The organism is Parabacteroides sp. TM07-1AC, assembly GCF_003480915.1.
GTDB lineage: Bacteria > Bacteroidota > Bacteroidia > Bacteroidales > Tannerellaceae > Parabacteroides > Parabacteroides chongii.
Genome location: NZ_QUKD01000002.1, coordinates 771,782 through 794,020 on the forward strand (window position 1 = coordinate 771,782; position 22,239 = coordinate 794,020).

At 43.3% G+C, this 22,239-nt stretch carries 14 protein-coding genes and 1 riboswitch; of the genes, 8 read left to right on the plus strand and 6 right to left on the minus strand.

The features are described from left to right. Nucleotides 1–8 precede the first annotated feature (8 nt). Nucleotides 9–1,805, plus strand: a complete 1,797-nt coding sequence (locus DXD68_RS07600; protein ID WP_122361013.1) for a TonB-dependent receptor — start codon at nt 9–11, stop codon at nt 1,803–1,805. A 318-nt stretch (nt 1,806–2,123) separates the two neighbouring features. Further along, nucleotides 2,124–3,455, plus strand: coding sequence for an MATE family efflux transporter (locus DXD68_RS07605; RefSeq protein WP_122361014.1), 1,332 nt, complete (start codon nt 2,124–2,126; stop codon nt 3,453–3,455). 61 nt (nt 3,456–3,516) lie between these two features. On the opposite strand, the gene DXD68_RS07610 is transcribed toward DXD68_RS07605, so the two are convergent. Both DXD68_RS07610 and DXD68_RS07615 read right to left on the minus strand, forming a co-directional pair. Continuing rightward, the gene (locus DXD68_RS07610; RefSeq protein WP_122361015.1) at nt 3,517–5,055 is read right to left on the minus strand and encodes an Ig-like domain-containing protein; all 1,539 of its coding nucleotides are present in this window, start codon (nt 5,053–5,055) and stop codon (nt 3,517–3,519) included. Between the two features lie 22 nt (nt 5,056–5,077). Next, nucleotides 5,078–7,438 (minus strand): TonB-dependent receptor, encoded by a 2,361-nt coding sequence (locus DXD68_RS07615; RefSeq protein ID WP_122361016.1) that lies wholly within the window; start codon nt 7,436–7,438, stop codon nt 5,078–5,080. Nucleotides 7,439–7,570: 132 nt separating this feature from the next. Next, a riboswitch (cobalamin riboswitch) is annotated at nt 7,571–7,774 on the minus strand. 117 nt (nt 7,775–7,891) lie between these two features. Here DXD68_RS07615 and DXD68_RS07620 point away from each other — a divergent pair. Then, a complete protein-coding gene (locus DXD68_RS07620) occupies nt 7,892–9,172 on the plus strand; it encodes an O-acetylhomoserine aminocarboxypropyltransferase/cysteine synthase family protein (RefSeq protein WP_122361017.1) in 1,281 nt (426 codons plus the stop codon). A gap of 323 nt (nt 9,173–9,495) precedes the next feature. On the opposite strand, the gene DXD68_RS07625 is transcribed toward DXD68_RS07620, so the two are convergent. From DXD68_RS07625 to DXD68_RS07640, 4 genes are all read right to left on the minus strand, one after another. Next, on the minus strand, nt 9,496–13,338 hold the full coding sequence (locus DXD68_RS07625) for a DUF6383 domain-containing protein (RefSeq protein ID WP_122361018.1): 3,843 nt from the start codon (nt 13,336–13,338) through the stop codon (nt 9,496–9,498). Nucleotides 13,339–13,746: 408 nt separating this feature from the next. Further along, complete coding sequence (locus DXD68_RS07630; protein WP_122361019.1) at nt 13,747–14,889, minus strand: glycosyltransferase family protein; 1,143 nt, start codon at nt 14,887–14,889, stop codon at nt 13,747–13,749. Next, nucleotides 14,886–15,689: a UDP-2,3-diacylglucosamine diphosphatase gene (locus tag DXD68_RS07635; RefSeq protein WP_122361020.1), complete on the minus strand. Its 804-nt coding sequence runs from the start codon at nt 15,687–15,689 to the stop codon at nt 14,886–14,888. Before DXD68_RS07635 ends, DXD68_RS07630 begins: the two co-directional genes overlap by 4 nt. 130 nt (nt 15,690–15,819) lie before the next feature. After that, entirely contained in the window at nt 15,820–17,976 is a 2,157-nt protein-coding gene (locus DXD68_RS07640) for an elongation factor G (RefSeq protein WP_122361021.1), read from the minus strand. 202 nt (nt 17,977–18,178) lie between these two features. Here DXD68_RS07640 and DXD68_RS07645 point away from each other — a divergent pair, with 202 nt between their 5' ends. The 5 genes from DXD68_RS07645 to DXD68_RS24260 all read left to right on the plus strand — a co-directional run bounded on the left by DXD68_RS07645 (nt 18,179) and on the right by DXD68_RS24260 (nt 22,177). After that, nucleotides 18,179–19,669, plus strand: a complete 1,491-nt coding sequence (locus DXD68_RS07645; RefSeq protein ID WP_122361022.1) for a capsule assembly Wzi family protein — start codon at nt 18,179–18,181, stop codon at nt 19,667–19,669. Between the two features lie 5 nt (nt 19,670–19,674). Beyond that, entirely contained in the window at nt 19,675–20,118 is a 444-nt protein-coding gene (locus DXD68_RS07650; RefSeq protein ID WP_233577038.1) for a lipocalin-like domain-containing protein, read from the plus strand. 52 nt (nt 20,119–20,170) lie between these two features. Continuing rightward, nucleotides 20,171–21,298 carry a radical SAM family heme chaperone HemW gene (gene hemW / locus DXD68_RS07655; protein ID WP_122361023.1) on the plus strand — a complete coding sequence of 376 codons (1,128 nt, stop codon included), beginning with the start codon at nt 20,171–20,173 and terminating at the stop codon, nt 21,296–21,298. Nucleotides 21,299–21,438: 140 nt separating this feature from the next. Then, nucleotides 21,439–22,014: a zeta toxin family protein gene (locus DXD68_RS07665; RefSeq protein ID WP_122361024.1), complete on the plus strand. Its 576-nt coding sequence runs from the start codon at nt 21,439–21,441 to the stop codon at nt 22,012–22,014. Then, complete coding sequence (locus DXD68_RS24260; RefSeq protein WP_165359785.1) at nt 22,007–22,177, plus strand: hypothetical protein; 171 nt, start codon at nt 22,007–22,009, stop codon at nt 22,175–22,177. The genes DXD68_RS07665 and DXD68_RS24260 overlap by 8 nt, the downstream gene beginning before the upstream one ends. Nucleotides 22,178–22,239 lie beyond the last annotated feature (62 nt).

Genomic DNA, 22,239 nt, shown 5'->3' on the forward strand with positions numbered 1-22,239 from the left:
TGAATACAATGAAGACTATATATAATGTAAAAGCGCTGTGTGTTGTAGCCTTGCTTGGGACTACTGCCACAATGAGTGCACAGGAAGATACTTCGAAGAAACAGAATCTGGACCGGGAGATGACGCTCGAACGTGAATATGATCCGACGGTACAGGATGCAAGCAAAGTGAACACCCTTCCGGTCATCAAAGAACCGGAAGTGAAGAAGATGGCGATCGACTATGCCGGTTTTACGATCGCTGCCGATCCTCAGAAAGAGATCAGCCTGCTCCCTTCCGGTAATATCATGACGGATATCCAGTATAACAAACGCCGTGGTTATTTTAACTTCGGCGGCGGTACCTATCTGAACCTGAACGGTGACCTAGGGTATCATATCCTCAGCACAGACAAGGATCAGCTGAATATCTGGTTCTCACACCGTTCTACCAACGGCAAGGTGAAATATCTCCAGATAAATGAAAAGGTAAAAGCGAAGCTGAATGATAATATGGGCGGCCTTAACTTCAAGCATAACTTCGATAAGTTAGCTCTGAAGATGGGCGTTAAGTATGGTTATTCAGGATTCAATTATTACGGATTGCCGGCATTAGATCCACTTTCCAGTGTGGCTCCGAATTTAGCCAGCGATGTCGAAACCAATCAGGTCGCTCAAACGATCAAAGCGAATGTAGGCGTTGAATCAAAAGAAGATGCACCTGTTGGTTATCTGCTGGATTTAGGTTATACCAATTTCTCTTATAAATACGGAGCGGGCAAACAATTCGACGGACCGACAGAAGGAACATTCAATCTTAATTTTGGATTAAACGCAGGTTTTAGCGGTAATCAAAGAATTGGATTAGATGGAAACTTCCAATACTTCAACTATAGCTTACCAAATGAAATGAAGATACCGGAGGGAGAAAAAGCCGGATATATATATTATTTTGACAATTTTGCCGCAGCTACATTAAGTCCATATTATAAGGTAATAGGTGATAACTGGCATGTTAAACTGGGAGTGAACGCTATGTTTTTTAGCGGAGCAGAAAAAGAATTCATGGTGTCTCCCAACATTTCAGCAGACGTTGAAGTAGCAGACAAGACTGTATTGTATTTAAATGCTAATGGTAAATTAAATTCAAACAGTATGTATGACTTGTTTCAGGTAAACCGTTATGCATCTCCTACATCCAGACTAACCCCTTCCCGCAACTGGCTAGACGGTATCGTAGGAATCAAGAGTGGTGTTGCACCCGGTTTCTGGTTTGATGTTTTCGGTGGATATAAAATCACCAGCAACAACTATTTCTTTGTTCCGACACTCGCGTACGGAGATGAAGACTACTTCGGTTCTGCATGCGGTATGTTAAACGAAATAGATACAAAACAATTGTTGATTGGGGCTAATTTGAAATACAGTTACCAGCAATTGTTCGAAATCTCTTTGAAAGGTGTTTACAATAACTGGACAGCAGAATACAGCGACAAATATCCTGATACCGATTTAAGAGGAAAAGACGCCAAAGCATGGGGAATGCCGGAAATGGAAATCACCGCCGGTGTCACAGTGCGCCCGATCAAAAACCTGTCTGCTTCTTTGGACTATTATCTAGGGACCGGACGTGAGGCCAAACTGGGTTCTCAGGATGTAAAGATGGATAACATCAATGAACTGAACCTGACCGGAGCATACAACTTCAACGATACTTTCGGAATGTATCTGAAACTGAATAATGTATTATTCCAAAAGTATGAACTTTATTACGGATATCCGTTACAGAAGTTCAGTGCAATGATCGGAGTGAATATCAACTTCTAATCCACCTCTCAATAAGAAAGCCGTACTATAACAAGTTTGCTATAGTACGGCTTTCTCCATTAAAAACAACACAAAGTAGTTTCTATATCACAAAATGATTACAAATTTTCCAACCATTTCTTTCCTGGTTTTGTATAAAGCCAAGCAAGAAAAGCAGCACCAATAACTACCCCTACTGTAAATACCAATGATAACATATCCATAATAATCCTTTACTTTAGAATTTTATTACCAATCCACGCAAAGATAACAGTAAAACAAATTTAAAGTAACATAAACTTCACGATTATTCCTACTTTTGCAGCAAATTAGACGAACATGCAAGGAACAAAAAACCTGACACAAGGTCCCATCAAACGCCAATTATTCAATCTGGCATTACCGATTATGGGCACTTCTTTTATTCAGATGGCTTATAGTATAACCGATATGGCCTGGGTAGGACGACTGGGAAGCGAGGCTGTAGCCGCTATCGGTGCTGTGGGTATCCTGACCTGGATGACCAACTCGATATCGCTATTGAATAAAGTCGGTTCAGAAGTAAGTGTCGGACAAAGTATCGGAGCACGGAATGAAGAGGATGCGAAAAGCTATTCTTCTCATAACCTCACCATCGCTCTGATTATTTCCATCTGTTGGGGACTGCTGCTTTTTGTCTTTGCCCACCCAATCATCAATATCTATAAGTTGGAGGCTTCTATCGCAGCAAATGCGGTCGAGTATCTGCGCATTGTCGCTACAGCCTTCCCTTTTATCTTCCTGTCGGCAGCCTTCACCGGTATTCATAATGCAGCCGGGATGAGCAAAGTGCCGTTCTACATCAGTGGGACAGGGCTTATCATCAATATGGTATTAGACCCGATATTTATCTTCGTCTTCGACCTGGGGACGGCGGGAGCTGCCTGGGCTACCTGGCTATCGCAGGCTACGGTCTGTGCCATATTCGTTTACCAATTGAAACGCAGAAGCAAACTGTTCGGCGGCTTTTCTTTCTTCGCCAAATTGAAGAAGAACTATTCCAAACGAATCCTACAACTAGGTTTGCCGGTCGCCATGCTGAACACTCTGTTTGCTATCATCAACATATTCATGGCCCGCACGGCTTCTACCTACGGAGGACATATCGGCTTGATGACACTGACTGCCGGCGGACAAATCGAAGCCATCGCCTGGAATACCTCGCAAGGATTCAGTACGGCACTAAGTGCATTCGTCGCCCAAAACTATGCGGCTTCTGAAAAGAGCAGGGTGTTGGAGGCTTATCATACAACATTGAAAATGACTGCCGTATTCGGTGTCCTCTGCACCCTACTATTCGTATTCTACGGCAGCGAAGTCTTTTCATGGATTGTCCCTCAGCGCGAAGCCTATGAAGCAGGCGGTATCTTCCTACGGATAGACGGTTACTCGATGTTGTTCATGATGCTTGAAATCACCATGCAGGGATTGTTCTACGGGACAGGACGCACCGTTCCTCCAGCTATCATCAGTATTACATTCAACGCACTGCGCATACCGATGGCTATTGCCTTATCGGCTATGGGATTGGGAATCATCGGCGTTTGGTGGGCTATCAGCATCTCCAGCATGCTAAAAGGAGTTGTTGCTTTTATTTGGTTCAGGATATTACAGAAGAGGATATTAAAATAAAAGTTACAGTTTCCCAGTTTGGGAAGCTGTAACTTTTATTTATATCAAACGAAGAAAGGGATCAATCATTTTCTACCACGCGGATCATATCGAAGAAGAATTCGCCAGCCACTTCAGCACCCTTCTCTACAGTACCGGTCTTGATATCGTAGATATAGATGATAGCGTTGGCATCCGCTTCGGTATTCACGCCGATATAAGCTTTCTCGTTGAAGACAACAGAACGCTGAGAGAAGCGGCCACCGCTGTAAGCAATCTCTTTGCCGTCAAAGCTCAAACGAGTTCTTTCGCCTGTAGTAAGGTCGACGATAGAGTAATAGTGGCTGTAGCTATCAATTTTTGTACCGGCAGCATCATCACGCAAATAGACAAGAGCTTTGCCATTACCCAAATATTGCGTAGTCAGCACCTTACCTTCCGGATTCGGATAGCCGTTGTAGCTGGTATCGAAATCGGTTTCACCGTTGTTGATACGCAAGATATAGCCTTGCTCCATCTTCTCTGTTTCAGTAAATGCAGCCAGGTAAAGGTTACCGCTTTCATCGTACATAACACTGTTCTGCATTAGCTCGCCATACGCGCTTCCTGCCATTTCAGCAGCAATAGAGTTACGCTTGTTGCTCTCCACCGACAAGTCAGAAGGATTGAGGACAGCTGTATAGAATTGGGTAGTTGTCATACCACCTCTGCCGGATACACCATTCTTACCGAAATAAAAATAATACAACTTATCAGCCTTTTCATTATAGGTAAGGATACCCGAAGTTGAGAACTTCTTTGTTTCCTCGCCTTCTACTTCCGACTTCGGCAACGGGATATCCAACTCACCTTCTGCTATAATCGACATATTATCAGCATTCAACTTACTCCAAAGCACTTTAGAAGCATCGCCGCTGGCAGCCATAACCAATAAGGTATTGTCGTCAATCCATGTATGAGAATAAGAACGTACTTTATACGTATTTGTTTTGAACGGACAAGCTGCCACTTCCACTACCTGATTATTCTTAACCTGATACTTCACGAAGCGGTCGTTGCTGGAAGGCACCTGGTAGTAATACTTACCTCTTGAGATACTTTCCATCGCATAGTCACCCAGTTCAGTTCCTTCACCTTTTACCGTGATGGTTCCCATATCGGCAGTCAGTTTGCCTACGCTATTGACAATAGTGGTGTTATTGCTCGCCATACCACCATGCTTACCTACGGTCAGGAACAAATCGAAATGATACTTACTTTCATCGAAAGCCGGTGCATCGCTTGTCACTGTCACTTCGCAAGTCGCTGTGAAACCACCATCATCTGTCTTTGCGGTAATTGTAGCTGTACCTTCGGCAACGGCTGTAACAACGCCTTTGTCTACTGTTGCAACAGCTTCATCCGAGCTGCTCCAGGATACGGATGTTACGGCAGCAGTACCGGGAGTAACAGTTGCGGTCAGTGTGCCGGTGGTTCCGGTTTTCAATGCCAATGTAGTCGGGCTGACAGTAACGCCGGTCACCGATACACTTTCTACCTCATCGTCGTCAGAACAAGCTGTGATTCCGAATGAAAGCAAAGCTGTCATAAAGGCTAACAATACAAATTTGAACTTCTTCATTTTCTTTTGTTTTAAATATGAATTAATTAATGAATACTCTGAATTTAGCGAAGAAAGCACGACCAGGCTTTTGCAGTTTATAATTGTCGTAGGCCGTCTCGTCAAGGAAGTTGGAACATTCCAATGAGATATTGTAGCGGTCGCGTTTCCATGAATAGGTGACATTGGCATTGCAGATACGTTGCGAAGGAATGCGTGCCTTCGTATCATAATTACCATACGCCTCCCAGGTCAGGAAATACCAATGCACCCACTGTAGCGAACATCCCAACCGTAACTTATTATCCGGAAACAAAAGATTACGGAACGTATAGCTCGCCTCAGCACCTCCGAACAACCAGGGGCGGTTGGGCACGTGATTATTGTATGTGGCAGAGGGTTTGCCATCCTCTTTGAATTCTTTCTGATCGCGGGCATCCTGATAGCTGACATTCGCCATGAGTTGCAACCGCCCATCCCAGTCGTAACGAACTTCTCCTTCCACTCCTTTGATATGAACTGCCGGATCGTTGACATACTGCAACATTCCCTCCTTTTCGATAACGGAAGTTTGTATGTAATTGTCTACATAGCGCAGGAAGCCATTCGCCTCATAATAAATGGAATGTCCGGCAGCAGGAAACCAAGTTCCGAACATGGCGAAATTGACATTGTCACTCTTCTCCGGCTCCAGCGCCACGTTGGCATAGATAGTCGTTCCATTGCCCAACAACTCGCGGGCGATCGGCAAACGTACGCTATGCTCGTAGGAAACCTTTACTGCCAGGGGAGCAAAGAACTCATAACGCAGTCCGGCTCCGTATCCAAAATAATTCTTGGTAGTTGCGCCTTGCACCTTGTTCGAGCCGGTCACGGTAGACTGGTCGGTCTGTTGGATATTGGGACGATTCACGTAGTCTTTTGCGAAGAATACATTCTGCATCTTACCGTCAAAAAACGACTGACTGTAGGTCAGTCCGAGAATATGTTTGGTGACCGCATCGTTAGACGGCTCAAAACTTTTGTCCAAATCGTCATAACGGTCGTTGCCCGTCCGGCTCAGATTATAGTTCAGGTTAAAACCATGATGCTCGTTCAGCTGATAATCCAGATTGGCTCGTGCGATGGTCAGCGGACGTTTATAATGACGCATGGAAGGTTCCCCGCCCCGGATTTCGTTGCGTTGACTTACGATATAGCCGCCATCCCAGTAATATTTACGATAAGCGGTATCGATTGTGAGGGAGTGATCCCATGTTTGCGATAAGGTTGCCTTCAATGTCATGTTTTCGGTGAGGAAGTTGCGCTTGTTGTAACGTGCCGATACGTTCCACGCATCCGAATTACGCTCCGCCATACCATACACCTTGGTCTGCACCGAACCGGTCTGCAACTCCTTATCCGTTTTGGAGTAAGAAGCCGATACAAAGAATTCGTCTGCCCAGGATTTGCCTGTAACGCCTGCTTCCATCTGTGCTAACAGTGAAAAATAACCGTCATGGAAACGTTTGGGATTGCCATTGATAAACCGGTCGCCCGCCTCATTGCGCACCTGCACATCTTTCATTCGGTAATCATTTTTCGAATAGTTGATACCGATGGCAGGACGCACGATCAACCCCGTACGCCGTTCCACAAACTGCGCATTCAGATCGGCACTATGTGTATGAAAGGAACCGATACTGTAGGAGGCATCCAGGAAATTCGTCTTTTCCGCTTTGGTAATGATATTGATAGCACCACCCAATGCATCCGTTCCCAATGAGGCTGGCACTACTCCTTTATAGATCTCCACCCGGTCGATCAGGTTGACAGGCAGATTGGCCAGCGTCACATTGCTGCCTTTACTGTCTAAAGGTACGCCATCAATAAAATAACGGACGGAGTTACCCGATAACCCGTTGATGGAAAGGTCAAAATCAGAACCGACTCCCCCCTCTTCCCTAATCTTAATACCGGTAGTCCGGTTCACAATCTCACTAAGATTCTTTAGTGAATTAATCTGTAGCCTTATATCGAGGGCATTGACAGAAAAAGCACTTTCTTTGACCTTCTGAGTTTTCGTTTTGCCATATACTTCTACCGACTTCAGTGTTACGGAATTCTCCTCCATGACAAAGTTCAACGTCATGTTCTTTCGGATATCAACAGATTTCTTTATTGAATTATACCCCAGCAAAGTAACGATAAGTGTGTGTCTTCCCGGAGTTACCTCCAAAGAATAACGGCCACGGTTGTCGGTATATGTCCCAGCCGTCGTATTCTCGATGGCAACAGTAACCATCGGAAGCGAAGTTCCCTCTTCATCTTTCACTTCACCTGACAGAATTACCTTATTCTGTGCCACCAAACGCACAGAACACAAACAAAGAAGCAATAGAAAAACATGTATGAAACCTCTCATTCCATCAAATGCATTAAATTTTTATAACAGACTTTCGAAGTAAATACAATGGAATACATGAACAGACAGAACCTGCAGGAAGACAAAGCAAAATCCTTCTCGTACATGTTTTTCAGCCCTATTCCTCGAAAGCTTAAAACTACTGATCCTGGCAGGTCTTCTGACTTACTCCATCATTGAACGTCCTTCCCATTCATTACGAACAGTGGATTGAGTTATGTTCAACGACTTTGGCGGAGCTTACAGCAGCGGGTCTGTTCAGGATTTTCACCTGATTCCCTTTTCATCACCCTTCCGTAGAACTGGAATTGTGACACCAAAACCGATGACAAAGGTAAAGATTATTTTTAAACAGTACCCTATTTTTTATAAATGATCGTAGATTTGTATTAACGGAACGAACTATTCTTTACTTTTGTTGGCAGAATATAATTTATAGCAAACATTAATAATATGAGCAATTCATTCAAACCGGCAACTTTGTGTGTACAAGGTGGTTGGCAACCTAAAAAGGGAGAGCCGCGTGTACTCCCTATCTATCAGAGTACTACATTCAAGTATGAAACCAGCGAACAGATGGCTAAACTGTTCGACCTGGAAGAGAGTGGTTATTTTTATACTCGTCTGCAGAATCCGACAAACGATGCCGTAGCATCCAAAATTGCGGCGTTGGAAGGTGGTGTTGCCGCCATGTTGACTTCATCGGGACAGGCCGCCAATTTCTTTGCCTGTTTCAATATTTGCGAAGCCGGCGATCATATTGTAAGTGCAACCGGTATCTATGGAGGTACATACAACTTGCTGTCCGTTACACTGAAAAAGCTAGGTATCGAATGTACTTTCATAGATCAGGATGCCAGCGAAGAAGAGATCAGTAAGGCTTTCCGTCCGAATACAAAGTTATTATTCGGCGAAACGATCTCCAATCCGGGAGTGATGGTGTTGGATATTGAGAAGTTTGCCCGTATCGCTCATAGCCACGGTGTGCCTTTGATTGTCGACAATACATTCGCGACACCGATCAACTGCCGCCCGTTCGAATGGGGTGCTGATATCGTGACACATTCTACTACTAAATATATGGACGGACACGCTACTGCAGTCGGTGGCTGTATCGTCGACAGCGGTAATTTCGACTGGGAAGCACATGCCGATAAATATCCGGGACTTTGCCAACCGGACGAATCTTATCACGGACTGACTTATACAAAGACATTCGGCAAGATGGCTTATATCACGAAAGCAACCAGCCAGCTGATGCGTGACCTGGGTTCTATCCAGTCTCCACAGAATGCATTCCTGTTGAATTTGGGTTTGGAAACATTGCATTTACGTATGCCACAGCATTGTAAAAATGCATTGGCTGTTGCTAAATGGTTACAGAACTGTGATAAGGTTGCCTGGGTGAACTATCCGGATCTGGAAGGGAATAAATATTATGACCTGACAAAGAAATATCTGCCGAACGGTTCATGTGGCGTGTTGTCATTCGGCCTGAAAGGTGGACGCGATGTTTCTATCAAGTTCATGGATAGCTTGAAGCTGGCAGCTATCGTTACTCACGTAGCAGACGCCCGTACTTGTGTGCTTCACCCGGCAAGCCATACCCACCGTCAGTTGACAGACGAGCAGTTGAAGGAAGCCGGTATTGCTCCGGATCTGATCCGTTTCTCTGTCGGTATCGAAAGTGCGGACGATATTATTGCGGATATTGAGCAGGCTTTGAAGCAGTAAAATCCAACTAAACAAAATAGAGAGTCGTTTTACACAAAAGACAACTCTCTGGTAAAACCGCCTTCTATACAAGACGGTTTTTCTATTTAACATAATGAACTCCGTATTCCGGAGCTATTCAAAAACAAAACCCCGATGATACAGAATATCACCGGGGCTGTTTTTTGTCCATTTTCTCTCTTCACAGTGGTACTCATGGATGAACTTTATTTTATTTTTATTACTAAAATTACGCTTCCAGTTTGTTCACCTTCACAGGCTACTCACCCTTCCCCGAAAGGAAGAGTAGAGAAGCTATGTTTTATTTAATTATTCTTTAATTCTTATTTTACGATTGCTTTAACAGCCTTTTCACCTTCAACAGCTACAGTTACATATCCCTTAGGAGCAGAGATTGTAGCTTCAGAAGAAGTAATTACCGTGTTAGCAATTGTCTGACCAAGAACGTTACTGATAGTAACTTTCTTACCTTCAGCTCCCTTGATAGTGATGTCACCGTTACCAGCGATTACACTTACAGAAGTAGCGTCGATTGTTTCGTTAGCAACAGGTTTCTCGCTAGTTTTCTTCAAGTTGAACTGAGCAGCTTCAGCGATATTGTCAACTAATACAGGAACACCATTATGTACACGTACATAACGAGTTTCACCCTTAGAAGTAGCTGTCTGCAAATAGAAGTCTGCATTACTGCTACCATCTACGATGCGGAATGCAAATGTAGCCACATTCAATTTCTTGTTGTTATTCAACATGATAGAATCTTTACCTGCATGTTTTTCTACACCTGTATACTTAGAATTTGCAATAACCAAAGTATCTTCGATATGCTTAGCTTCAACAAATGCCAAACGGTATTTATCCTGATATTTGATAGGATCATTTCCAACAACTGCAGAATCTTCTTCCAGAGAAACCAAATAACGACCTGTTATGAATGCTTTTGTATCAATTGTCGGATGCTGATGACAGTTTTCGATCTTATCCGGACAAGTGTTATATTTACCTGCAGGAGTATATTCTGCACCTACAGCCAACATATACTGAGGCATTGTTGTATTATTACGTACATAAGCAGTATCAATGAAAATAGGCAACATACTATTTTCAGGACGATCAGCCACATTGATTACACCTAAGAAATTCAAGCTATCTTTAGCAACTGCGGTTCCATTATCAGCTGTGCGGTTAGCACTGTTTTCATACAAGAAGCGAGTCGGTTCGTTAGCCATGAAGAATTTAGCTGTATCTGTAGTCATATTTTCAAACTCATCTGTGATAGTTTTACCAAGACGACGATACAAAGCGTTATCGTTATCATCGAATGCGAATGTTGCGATGCTATTTTCAGTATCAATACCCTCAACAGACAATACCAATGACGGATGTTTAACACCAGATACAGTAGACAAATCTTTCTGAACCAGAGCATAGTAGCATACAGCATCCTTATCTTCTTCCTGTAATTCGTTATTTTCTTTGAAGTAGAAAGTTGTTGCATTTGCAGCATCAGTCAATGTATATCCCTTGTCACCATTAGCTAACAGATAAAGTTTATCGGCAGCATCAGCTTTCGGATCATAAACCTGTACTTTATAAGCAATTCTTGTCAGATTCTTTACACCTTCGATTGTTCCTTGGTAGCCGTATTTGTCTTTTACAGGAGCATTGTCTTTCAACGCAGCAGGAACAAATACAAACTTCTGACCTTCTTTCAGTTCAGGATTTACAGCCATAGCTGCATCTTTATCAACTTCCACAAAGTTACCGGCATTCAAACCGTTGAAATACTTCAGAGCAAATACATTTTCGATATATTCATCGTAATCAAGTGCTTTATAACCAAGTTCTTCTGTTGTAACAGTTGCTCCTGTAGCCTTTACAAATGACAAAGTATCATTAGCTGCAATTACACCCGTTCCCATAGTAGTACCATAGCTAACAGCAAATACTTTATCGTTACTACCACCTTTATATAACTGAACATTTTCTACCTTAAAGTCAGGATATTCACGGTTATAGATGTTTACAGTCTGGATACCGTTAGCACCTGAATTCTGTTTTACAACCCATTGTGCACGTGGCATGTGTTCAAAATTCTGAACATCACCAAACACTTTAGAAGTTTCTTCATCAGCCCAAAGCAATTTCTGACCTGCAAATGCAGCAACCAAATTCTTGCCTGTGATAGCTTTGTTTGCTTCTTCTTCTGAGAACAAATTGAAGAAGTAAACACCTGATTCCAAAGTAGTCTTCACATATTCGTCGTCGATCTTCTTGATAGAGATGCGAGTGTTCACTGTGTTCGGAGCAGCACCGATATAATAATCAGAAGAACCAACAGTAATTTCACTATGGTTATTAGCCAGATAGATCAATTTAACTATATTATTTTCTGTACCTTTTGCAGTAGGAGCTATTGCACTTGGGGAAGCCGCAGCTACACCCAATTCAGGGTTATCTGTTGTATTCATATCACCCCAAGAAGCCTGAGCTTTGTTCTTTTTAGCCCAACCACCTGTACGGATTACCAATGAGTCAGCATTTGGGAAATAAGTAAACTGGAAGTTGTAACGACCATTCAAATCCAAACGAGCCTTAGGATCAGCGGTATAACCGAAGTCTGCAAATTTACCAGTAGTGAATGCTAATGGACGTTCTCTTTCATTCTGTGTTTCAGTTACGAAACTACGAGCTACAGACAGGTAAGTGTTGTCTTCAGCTTTTTCAGCTTCTTCCAACATCAAAGAGACCCAACCGTTAGTTTTTGCTAAAGTTGCAAAAGCTCCTGTTTGCAAAACAGACTTCGCATTTGTCAAAGTAGTCTTTAAGACAGTTATTCCAGTTACAGCTTTATCTACATATTCTGCTTTAATATTTGCTTCAGATGTAGTTTTGTCTGTTGCAAAGTTTGTATCAATCCATGTAGAGACATTACCAGCAATCGTCTTAATATTTTGTGCATAAACCACAGCTGTAGTTGCTGCTGTTCCATGATCTGCATGAGCTGCAGCAACATAAGCTAAAACTGCAGCTTTAACTGCGTCATGTTGCTTATCACCTGCAATAAAAGACAAAGCTTCTATCTGGCCATTAATAAGTTCTATAGTAGCACCGTCAATTGTAGCTGAAGAAACTAAACCTAAAGCAGTCTTTACAGCAGCTAATTGAGTAGCATCCACCTTATTATTTGCATCTAATACTGCAGGTAACAATGCATCTACCAATGCTTTTTCTTGTTGAGCTTTATATAATGCAATTTCTGCATCATAAACAGTAGTTAAAGCGGTAGGAGCAGTGAACGGATCTGTAGCTACACCATTAGCAGCCGGGAAACCTACAGCCGGAACAGCTTTATAAGCATTTTTAGTAAACAAGTTACCAAATACATTCGTTTCGTCGTTGATTACGTTCGGAGTGAATGTGAATTCAGCTTTGCTTGCATCAGCAGTCGGGTTTTGTTTCCACAACAAAGAGTTTAAATCGTCTACACCCAAAGTAAAAGGCATCGGAGATACCGGCAGTAACTTTACCTGTTTTAATCCTGCCAATGTCGTAGCTGAAGGCTCATTTTTTAATGAATATTTAACAGCAACTACGCCAACACCTGTACCAACAGTGTTAGCAGCAACCAATGTAACAGTAGAGTCATTTGCTGCACCAAAAGCAGATGTTAAAGTCTTAGCATCTCCAATAACAAACGGACTCTCAGGATCTGGAGCAGAGACCCACTTCCATACAGAAACTTCACTACCTACTTTCATCGTTGCTGTTGTTGCAATAGAAGGAGCTACAGCCTTATCTGCTCCCCACTTAATTGCATCAGTAGTATTTACAGCTAAAAAATCACCTGTGCCCAAGTTCTGCAATTGATAAGAAAAACCTGCTTCTGCATTTCCGCTAATAACAGCCTTCCACAAAGTTCTTCTTACTTGTTCAGAAGCTGTGTTATCAACAACCACTAATTTTCCATTTGCATCAATAGAGAGAACATTTGCACCGATAGCATCAACAGCCAACTGGAAATACCCAGTTTTAATAGTTGTCATACCGACAGTAGGAGCTGTCTCATACTTTGCAAAGTCACCTGTCGGTACAATCTGCGCAGTAGCTCCGAAACTTGTAGCCGCCAAAACGACAGCTACCAGAGTAGAAAACTTTTTGTTCATAATCAAAAATTTAATATTAATACTAAGTAATTATAAGTTCTATTCTATATAAAACCGACCTATCTCTGTCAGTTTGTTTGTACGATCGTCAAATACTTCAGCAAAAGTAAGCAATAGTTTTATATCCACAATTATTTCCACAGATTTTTTTTCATTGCCATATCCTTTCTTATCAATTGAATACGATACGATGTACCAAACAGGCTATAAAAATAACAAACCTTGTTTTCCCTTGTATGTACCTACTGTTATATGAATAATATCTACCCAAAAAGATCAATCTCTTACAGAGAAAAACCTATATTTAATGTACGCGTACATTAAATAAATCCTACAAAACCAATCTTATACAGTATGAACCCACCTTTATTGCCACATTCATCTACCATAACACGCTTAAATACACACTTACATTAATGTCTTCGCCACCCGATACACCCAGTGCATAGACAAACGATGCCAGGCAGAAGACGGCATCTCCTCCATCAGCAAATCTTCGCGGAACTCACGTAAGATCAGCCAGTCCGCCTGCTGTACCCAATGGCGGACTGGCTGATGACTTTCTGACAAATGCAGCAAAGCATCCAGATCAAAACGGTCAGCTACCGCACCGGCTCCGGACAAAGATGCATCATAGGCATTACACGCCTGCTCGATATGAGTCGGTACCATCAGAACAGGTTTCTCCAGGTACATCGCCTCGCAGACAGATTCAAAACCCGCAGTCGTGGCATACGCTTTCGCATTTGCCATATATTTAACAAAACGGATATCATTCAGCTGATGAAAAGAAAGCGTACTGTCTACCCGGGTAGTCTCACCTGCCCCTTTCTTATCCCAGAAAAAATGCATCGATACTTCCGGATGAGCGACATGCCACTCCTTTACCTCCTCACTGAATCCGCTGTTCAATAAATAACCATGCAGATAATTTCCTTTACGGGGAGTTTTGTTTATCACTTCCTTACGCAACAACGGAGGAACGACGACCATCTTGTCGGCAGGCACTTCGCGCATCTTCCGGAAAGACAAAGCCAGCTTCTTCGTGGCACCGATAGCCGTCACACGCGTGAAGAATTTTAATAAAGACAAAGAAACCGTATTCAACTTCGGGAAAGAGAAGTCCGGATGCAGGAACAGATATTGATGAGCAATACAAACCATCATCGCTTTCGGACGGCAGAACAAATAAGTCAATCCCGTCAGCAACTCATAAAAGTTGACGACCACGTCTGCCCCTGTCTCTTTTATCATACGGTCAATATAACGGATACTGCCCATATAGGTATACAGTCGCAACACATTATAACCTACACTTTTCAGCAAATTAACCTGCTTATTCTTTGCCGTAGGCAGGAAGTTCGGACTTTCAAACGGATAAACCGGTGCAGCGATCTTCTCCGTAAAAAAATCGGGGATGCTGCGGGCAGGACTTTTCCCGACAAGCACACCGACCACCTGGTGACCTTCGTCCTCCAGCTTCTGACGGAGAGACAAAGCCTGTGTCAGATGCCCTCTGCCCTCCCCTTGTATGATAAACAGCATTTTCATATCACTTCAGCATATAATAAAGGTTTCCGGACAGTCTCTTCGTCCGTATCGTAGTCTGCCTTATTGTAAGTAACAATATTCCACTCACCTTGTTCATCCTCCACCAGGGCAGTCATACTTTCCACCCAATCGCCGGAGTTCAGGTAATGGACATTGTCATACCAGACATTGGCGGCCTGATGGATATGTCCGCAGATAATTCCGTCCAGATGCTTGATCTGGGCCAGTTTGACCAGCTCCTTTTCAAAATCGGAGATATAGGAAACGGCACTCTTCACCCGGTGCTTCACATGCTGTGAAAGGGAGAAGTAAGGTTTTCCGTGCTTCTCACGGTTCTTGTTATAAATTTTATTCAGCCACAACAAGAAAGTATACCCGATATCGCCTAGCATCGCCAGCCAACGCATATGGGTGGTTATCGTGTCAAAAATGTCACCATGAGTCACCAGGTAACGTTTCCCGTGACTGTTCAACAGATAGTCTTTTACAATAGAAATGTTAGAGAACCGGAACGGCACCAAAGCATCCAGGAAGTCATCGTGGTTGCCGCGTACATAAACAATCTGCGTCCCTTTCTTCTCCATCATCTTCATCAGTACTTTGAAGAAATCGGTCTGCGCCTGTTTCCAACGCTTACCGGACTTCTGCAGTTGCCAGCCATCGATGATGTCGCCGTTCAGTATCAGGCGGTCGCAGTCGATATGTTTAAGGAAATTGGTTACTTCTTTTGTCCTGGAGTGTTCAGAACCCAGGTGAATGTCAGAAAGCACAACAGTCGGATAATATTTTCTTAGTTTCATACGTAAGATATTTACACTATACAAAGGAACAGAACCACTGTTACAGTGTTGCAACAACCGTATGAAGATGATATAAAAAAGGCAGCCGCTTGAAACAAGGGCTGCCTTATGTTTAAAGGATAATTTTCTATTAATCTTCTGTTTGTGTCGCTTCGTATGCTTTCAGCAACTTGTCCTGTACATCTGACGGAACAAGTTCGTAAGAGGCAAACTTCATCGTGAATGAAGCACGACCACCCGTGATGGAGCTCAAAGAAGTAGAATAGTTGGACATTTCCTTCAAAGGAACTTTTGCCAACAACTTTTCAAAACCTTTTTCACTGTTCATACCCATGATGATGGCACGACGACCTTGTAAGTCACTCATCACATCACCCAGATAATCACCCGGAACGGATACTTCTACGTCATAAACTGGTTCAAGAATCTTAGGGCCTGCTTCTTTAAAGGCAGTACTGAAGGCATTACGACCGGCCAGCATGAAAGAAATTTCATTACTGTCTACCGGGTGCATCTTGCCATCATAAACAATGATGCGCACGTCACGGGCGTACGAACCGGTCAACGGTCCCTGTTCCATACGTGCCATAATACCTTTCAGAATAGCCGGCAAGAAACGTGCATCGATGGCTCCACCAACGATACTGTTTACAAACACCAGCTTACCACCCCAGTCCAAATCAATAGTTTGCGTATCACGTACGCTAATTTTATATTCCTGTCCGCCGAAACGATACATATCCGGAGCCGGCATACCTTCGTAATAAGGTTCTACAATCAGGTGAACTTCACCGAACTGGCCTGCACCACCCGACTGTTTCTTATGGCGATAGTCTGCACGTGAAGCCTTTGTTATTGTTTCACGATACGGAATCTTCGGTTCAAGATATTCGATCGGCAGTTTATCATTATTTTCAATTCTCCATTTCAACGTACGCAGGTGGAACTCTCCCTGTCCGGAAACGATTGTCTGTTTCAGTTCTTTCGATTGTTCGATTACCCATGTCGGATCTTCCTCACGCATACGGTTCAGGATTTCCATCATCTTTTCTGCATCCGATTCATTGACCGGTTTAACAGCACGGCGATATTTAGGATCCGGATATTTGATAAAGTCGAATTTATAATCGCATCCCTTGCCGTTCAATGTATTACCACGACGTACGTCTTTCAGCTTAACAGTTGCACCGATATCACCGGCAACCATCTCAGTCACAGCATTACGTGTCTGGCCGGCAACAGAGAATAACTGTGCGATACGTTCTTTCGACCCCCGGTCTGCATTCAGCAAATCGTCTCCTTCTTTTACTTTTCCTGATATCACTTTAAAATAGGAAACCTGACCGATATGCGGTTCTATCGTTGTCTTGAAGAAGAACAGACTGGTCGGACCGTCGGCAACCGGAGTCACTTCTACGCCTTCAGTAGTCACCGGACGCGGCATCTTATCGGTACAAGGCACCACGTTACCCAGGAATTCCAATGTACGGCGAACGCACATATCACGTCCTGCACAAACACAGAATACAGGGAACATACTGCGGGTCACCAGACCTGCACGGATACCTGCACGCATATCGTCTTCGCTTAACGTACCTTCTTCGAAGAATTTCTCCATCAGCATATCGTCATTTTCTGCCGCTGCCTCAACGAGCGCTTTATGAAGTTCCATTGCTTTGTCCATTTCTTCTTCCGGAACTTCCAGCACATCAGGCACACCGCCTTCGGGTTTCCAACGGTACATCTTCATCTTCAATACGTCGACAACGGCGTTGAAAGAAGTTCCCGTACTGATCGGATATTGGATAGGAACAATCTTGCTACCGAACTGGTCTCTCAACTGGGCAATTGTTCCGTCGTAGTCCGCCTTATCGTTATCTAATTGATTGACAACGAAAATAACGGGTTTATGAAATTGTTCTGTATACCGGAACTGGTTCAATGTTCCCACTTCCACACCATACTGGGCATTCAATACCATCAGTGCCGTATCGGTCACGTTCAAAGCTGAAACAGCTCCACCGATAAAGTCATCCGAACCCGGACAATCGATGAAATTCAACTTCCTATCCTGCCATTCAACACTGAAAACGGTTGAGAACACTGAGTAGCCATACTCCTTCTCAACCGGGAAATAGTCGCTCACCGTATTCCCTGCGTCTACAGAGCCGCGACGTTTTATAACTCCACCCTCGTAAAGCATCGCTTCAGCGAGAGTGGTTTTCCCAGAGCCCGAACTTCCCAAGATAGAGATGTTCTTAATTTCGTTTGTTTGGTATACTTTCATGATATCAGGTATTTTGAGTTTAACAATAAATATCATTACGTGAATTGCTCACGAGGCCGCAAATTAGAGAATGTACAGGAAAAAAGCAATTATCGCCCCGTGTTTGAGAACTATGTTATGCAGCAGGCCTTGTATTTACTGAATATTTTGTACATTTGTCGTTATTAACTTTCTTGCGAAAGTTCGCATTTACTTATATTTCATGATTCACAAATTACGAACTGTATTACTGGCTATCTGCTGTCACACTACATTATTATATGGACAAACAACAGACCCGTCTCTTACCTATCATGTAGAAACTGGTGCTACTGCCGGAGGAGGTAATTATGCCCCGCTTTGGTTTACTGCCAACAGGAACGGTCTGTCCAGTATCGAGCCGAACAGCATCTATCTGAAAACCGGGCTTACCTTCTCCAAAAAGTTGAACCATCACTGGGATATACGGACTGGTCTCGATTTGGCTACAGCGGCAAACAATACTTCCGCTTTTATCATTCAACAGGCCTATGCGGACATATCCTGGCAATGTCTGACAATGAGTATCGGCAGCAAAGAACGCGATCCTTTCGGGAAAAATCCGCAACTAAGCAGCGGCGGAATGGTAGAGGGAAATAATACCCGCCCCGTCCCCCAGGTAAGAGTGGGGATCGAGGAGTTCACCAATATTCCTTTTACCAATGCCTGGTTGAAGGTGAAAGGGCACATCGCTTACGGACGTTTTACCGACGACCGCTGGCAACGTGATTATGTCGCCGTCAACAAGCAATATATAGAAGATGTATTGTATCATAGCAAGTCCCTCTTATTCCGTATCGGCAAAAAGGAGAAGTTTCCTTTGGAGCTCGACTTCGGAATGATCATGGCGGCACAGTTCGGCGGCACAGTCTACGAGAATGATGCCAACCATCAGAAAAGACAAATATATACAATGCCTGTCGGGGTCAAAGATTTCTTCGATGTACTTATTCCCGGGAAGGGGGGTGATGATACTCCCATGGGGGAACAGGTCAATATCCTAGGCAATCATGTGGGCAGCTGGAACATTGCATTAAACTACTACCTGAACGACTGGAAATTCAGGGGATATTATGAACATTTCTTCGACGACCACTCCCAAATGTTCTTTGAGTACGGACGATGGAAAGACGGACATATCGGCTTGGAAGTGATCTTCCCGCACAACCGCTGGATCAGCACCTTTGTATGGGAAGGACTGGCAACCAAAGACCAAACCGGGCCAATGCTTTACGACGGTTTTGCCGGTCATTTCGACGAATACCAAATCAGTGCCAAAGACAATTATTATAATAACTACTATTATCAAAGCTGGCAACATTGGGGTATGGGAATGGGGAATCCTCTTTTACCCGGACCTATCTATAATGAAGATAAAAGTCTATTGCTCAGAAGCAACCGTGTATTATCACAACACATCGGATTCAGTGGAAATCCGTCAAAAGAAATAAGCTATCGCGTGCTGATGAGCTATTCCAGACATTGGGGAACGTACGATAATCCGTTGGATGAAGTTTGCAAACAGTTCAACTCGCTGTATGAAGTCACATACAGTCCGCGGAAGTTACGGGGATGGTCTGTCTCTGCAGCCCTTGGACTCGACCACGGAACTTATTTAGGAAATAACACCGGCGGCATGCTAACAATCAAAAAAGAGGGAATCATCCTGAAATAAAATATATGAAACCGACAATGATAAAGAATCTGAATATATTTATCGTACTTCTTTTCCTTACCGTCTTTTCAAGCGGCTGCGAGAAGGCACCGATAAACGGCAATGCTGACGGACAATGGCAGTTGATGCATTTCGAAACGACGGACGGAACCATTCACCCGTGCGAACGTATATATTATGCCATACAATTACAGTTGGTAGAAATCAGAGATAAAAGTGAGAACAAATACGGTACTTTCGTCGGCCGTTTCAATTACGACCAGGAGGCCGAAAAGATTACAGTAAAAGAGTTTAGTGTTCCCTACAATACAAACACATTGGCCACTCGCGAGCAGCTCCTGCCTTTCGGCATGGACAGTACGGAAACAGTATTCGACGTAATCAAAGCAGACGGTAAATCCTTAATTCTCCGGTCGGACTATGCAACGTTAACATTCCGGAGTTTTTGATAAGTAGCTTTTTTACCTACATTTGTTATCGAAATAACTAAATCAGTCCGATATGGCAGGTCTTTATATACACGTTCCGTTCTGTGCCAAACGATGTTTGTATTGCGATTTCTTTTCCAACACGGAAATGAAATACAAGAAACCGTATGTGACTGCCCTTATCCGTGAACTGGAAATAAGAAAGGATTACATCGGCAATGAACCGTTAGAAACGATCTACTTCGGAGGTGGAACTCCCTCCCAACTACAAGCCACTGACTTCGAACGTATATTTGATGCCATACAACGCTTATTCGACACATCCGGTTGCAAGGAGGTCACACTCGAAGCCAATCCGGATGATATGACACCCGAGTATGTTACCGGCCTTCGCAGATTTCCTTTCAATCGTATCAGCATGGGGGTACAAAGTTTCAAGGCGGAAGACCTGCGCTTCCTCAACCGCCGGCACGACCGGGAACAAGCCTTGCGGGCTGTTGAATTATGCAAAGAAAATGACCTCGCGAATATAAGTATCGACCTGATCTACGGCTTGCCCGGACAGACTTTGAAAGAATGGGAGTCGAACCTCGATGTGGCCATCCGACTGGATATTCCCCATATCTCCGCTTACCATTTAATATATGAAGAGGGAACCGCCTTATATAAATTAAAGGAAGCCGGAAAGATATCTCCTGTCGAAGAAGAGGTCAGCGTATCTCTTTTCACCTCCCTGATCGACCGGCTGACGGCAAACGGCTATCTTCATTACGAAATATCCAACTTCGCACGTCCCGGAATGATCTCCCGTCATAACAGTTCCTACTGGACCGGGAAGAAATACCTGGGAGCAGGTCCGTCCGCTCACTCCTACAATGGGGAAAGCCGCCAATGGAATGTTTCTTCCCTTCCGGCCTATATCCGGGGGATTGAAAGCGGATCACCGGAGGTAGAGGTGGAAGAACTGGATATAAACACCCGTTATAATGATTTCATTATTACCGGACTTCGCACGATGTGGGGCGTCAATTTAACCGAAATTCAAGGACAGTTCGGAAATGACAAATTAATCTATTGCCAAAAGCAAGCTACCCCTTACCTCAAACAAGGACTTCTTATCGAAAAAGACGCAACCCTGACACTCTCCCGCAACGGAATTTTCATATCGGATAGTATAATGAGCGACCTTTTATGGGTCTAAAATTAACAAAACAGGCCTCCGAAACAACGAAACAGGGGGTTATTCGTACAAATTCTGCACATTTTCACGATTTTTGAGAAATAAATAGTACAACATATTAAACTATTATCTATATTTGCCCTGTCAAAAAGCAGCAAATAGTGCCATATTTATATATAATATCAGGTTGCAACGGAGCAGGGAAGACCACAGCTTCATTTACAATTCTTCCAGAGATGTTGAAGTGTAAAGAGTTTGTGAACTCCGACGAGATAGCCAAGGGGCTTTCCCCTTTTAACGCAGATAGCATCGCCGTAGCTGTAGAAGCAAGCCGAATTATGTATAAGCGCATTAAAGAACTCATCGCAGCCGGTGAGACTTTTGCAATGGAAACTACGCTCGCCACCCGGTCAGTCGCAAATCTGATCAGGGAAGCACAAAGGGAAGGATATTATGTTACATTGTTATATTTTTGGCTGAATACGCCGGATCTGGCAGTGGAACGGGTAAAAATGAGAGTGGCAGCCGGTGGTCATAACATACCGGAAAGTACTATCCGCCGTAGATACGAGGCGGGTATTCACAATCTTTTTGAACTATATATCCCCATTAGTGATTATTGGATGGTAACAGACAATTCTATGTCTCCGATGGAAGTAATCGCCAAAGGATTCAGGAATGAAAAAAAAGAGATATATAATTCGGATATTTACACTAAACTTGAACATCATGAGTGAACAAGAAGTAAGAGAATTTGAAGAGAATATAGTTAAAGGTGCCAATATAGCTTTTCAACGCTTAGTTAACCAGAAAAAGAAAGAAGACGGAGAATTAGTCTTCTCTCGCAACGGATATATTTTCCGCGTAAAGGCAGCTGACCTGGAAAAAGGCATATTTTAATTATATCAGATATAAAAAAAGCGAGTGATCGAAAGATCATTCGCTTTTTTTATGATAACAAC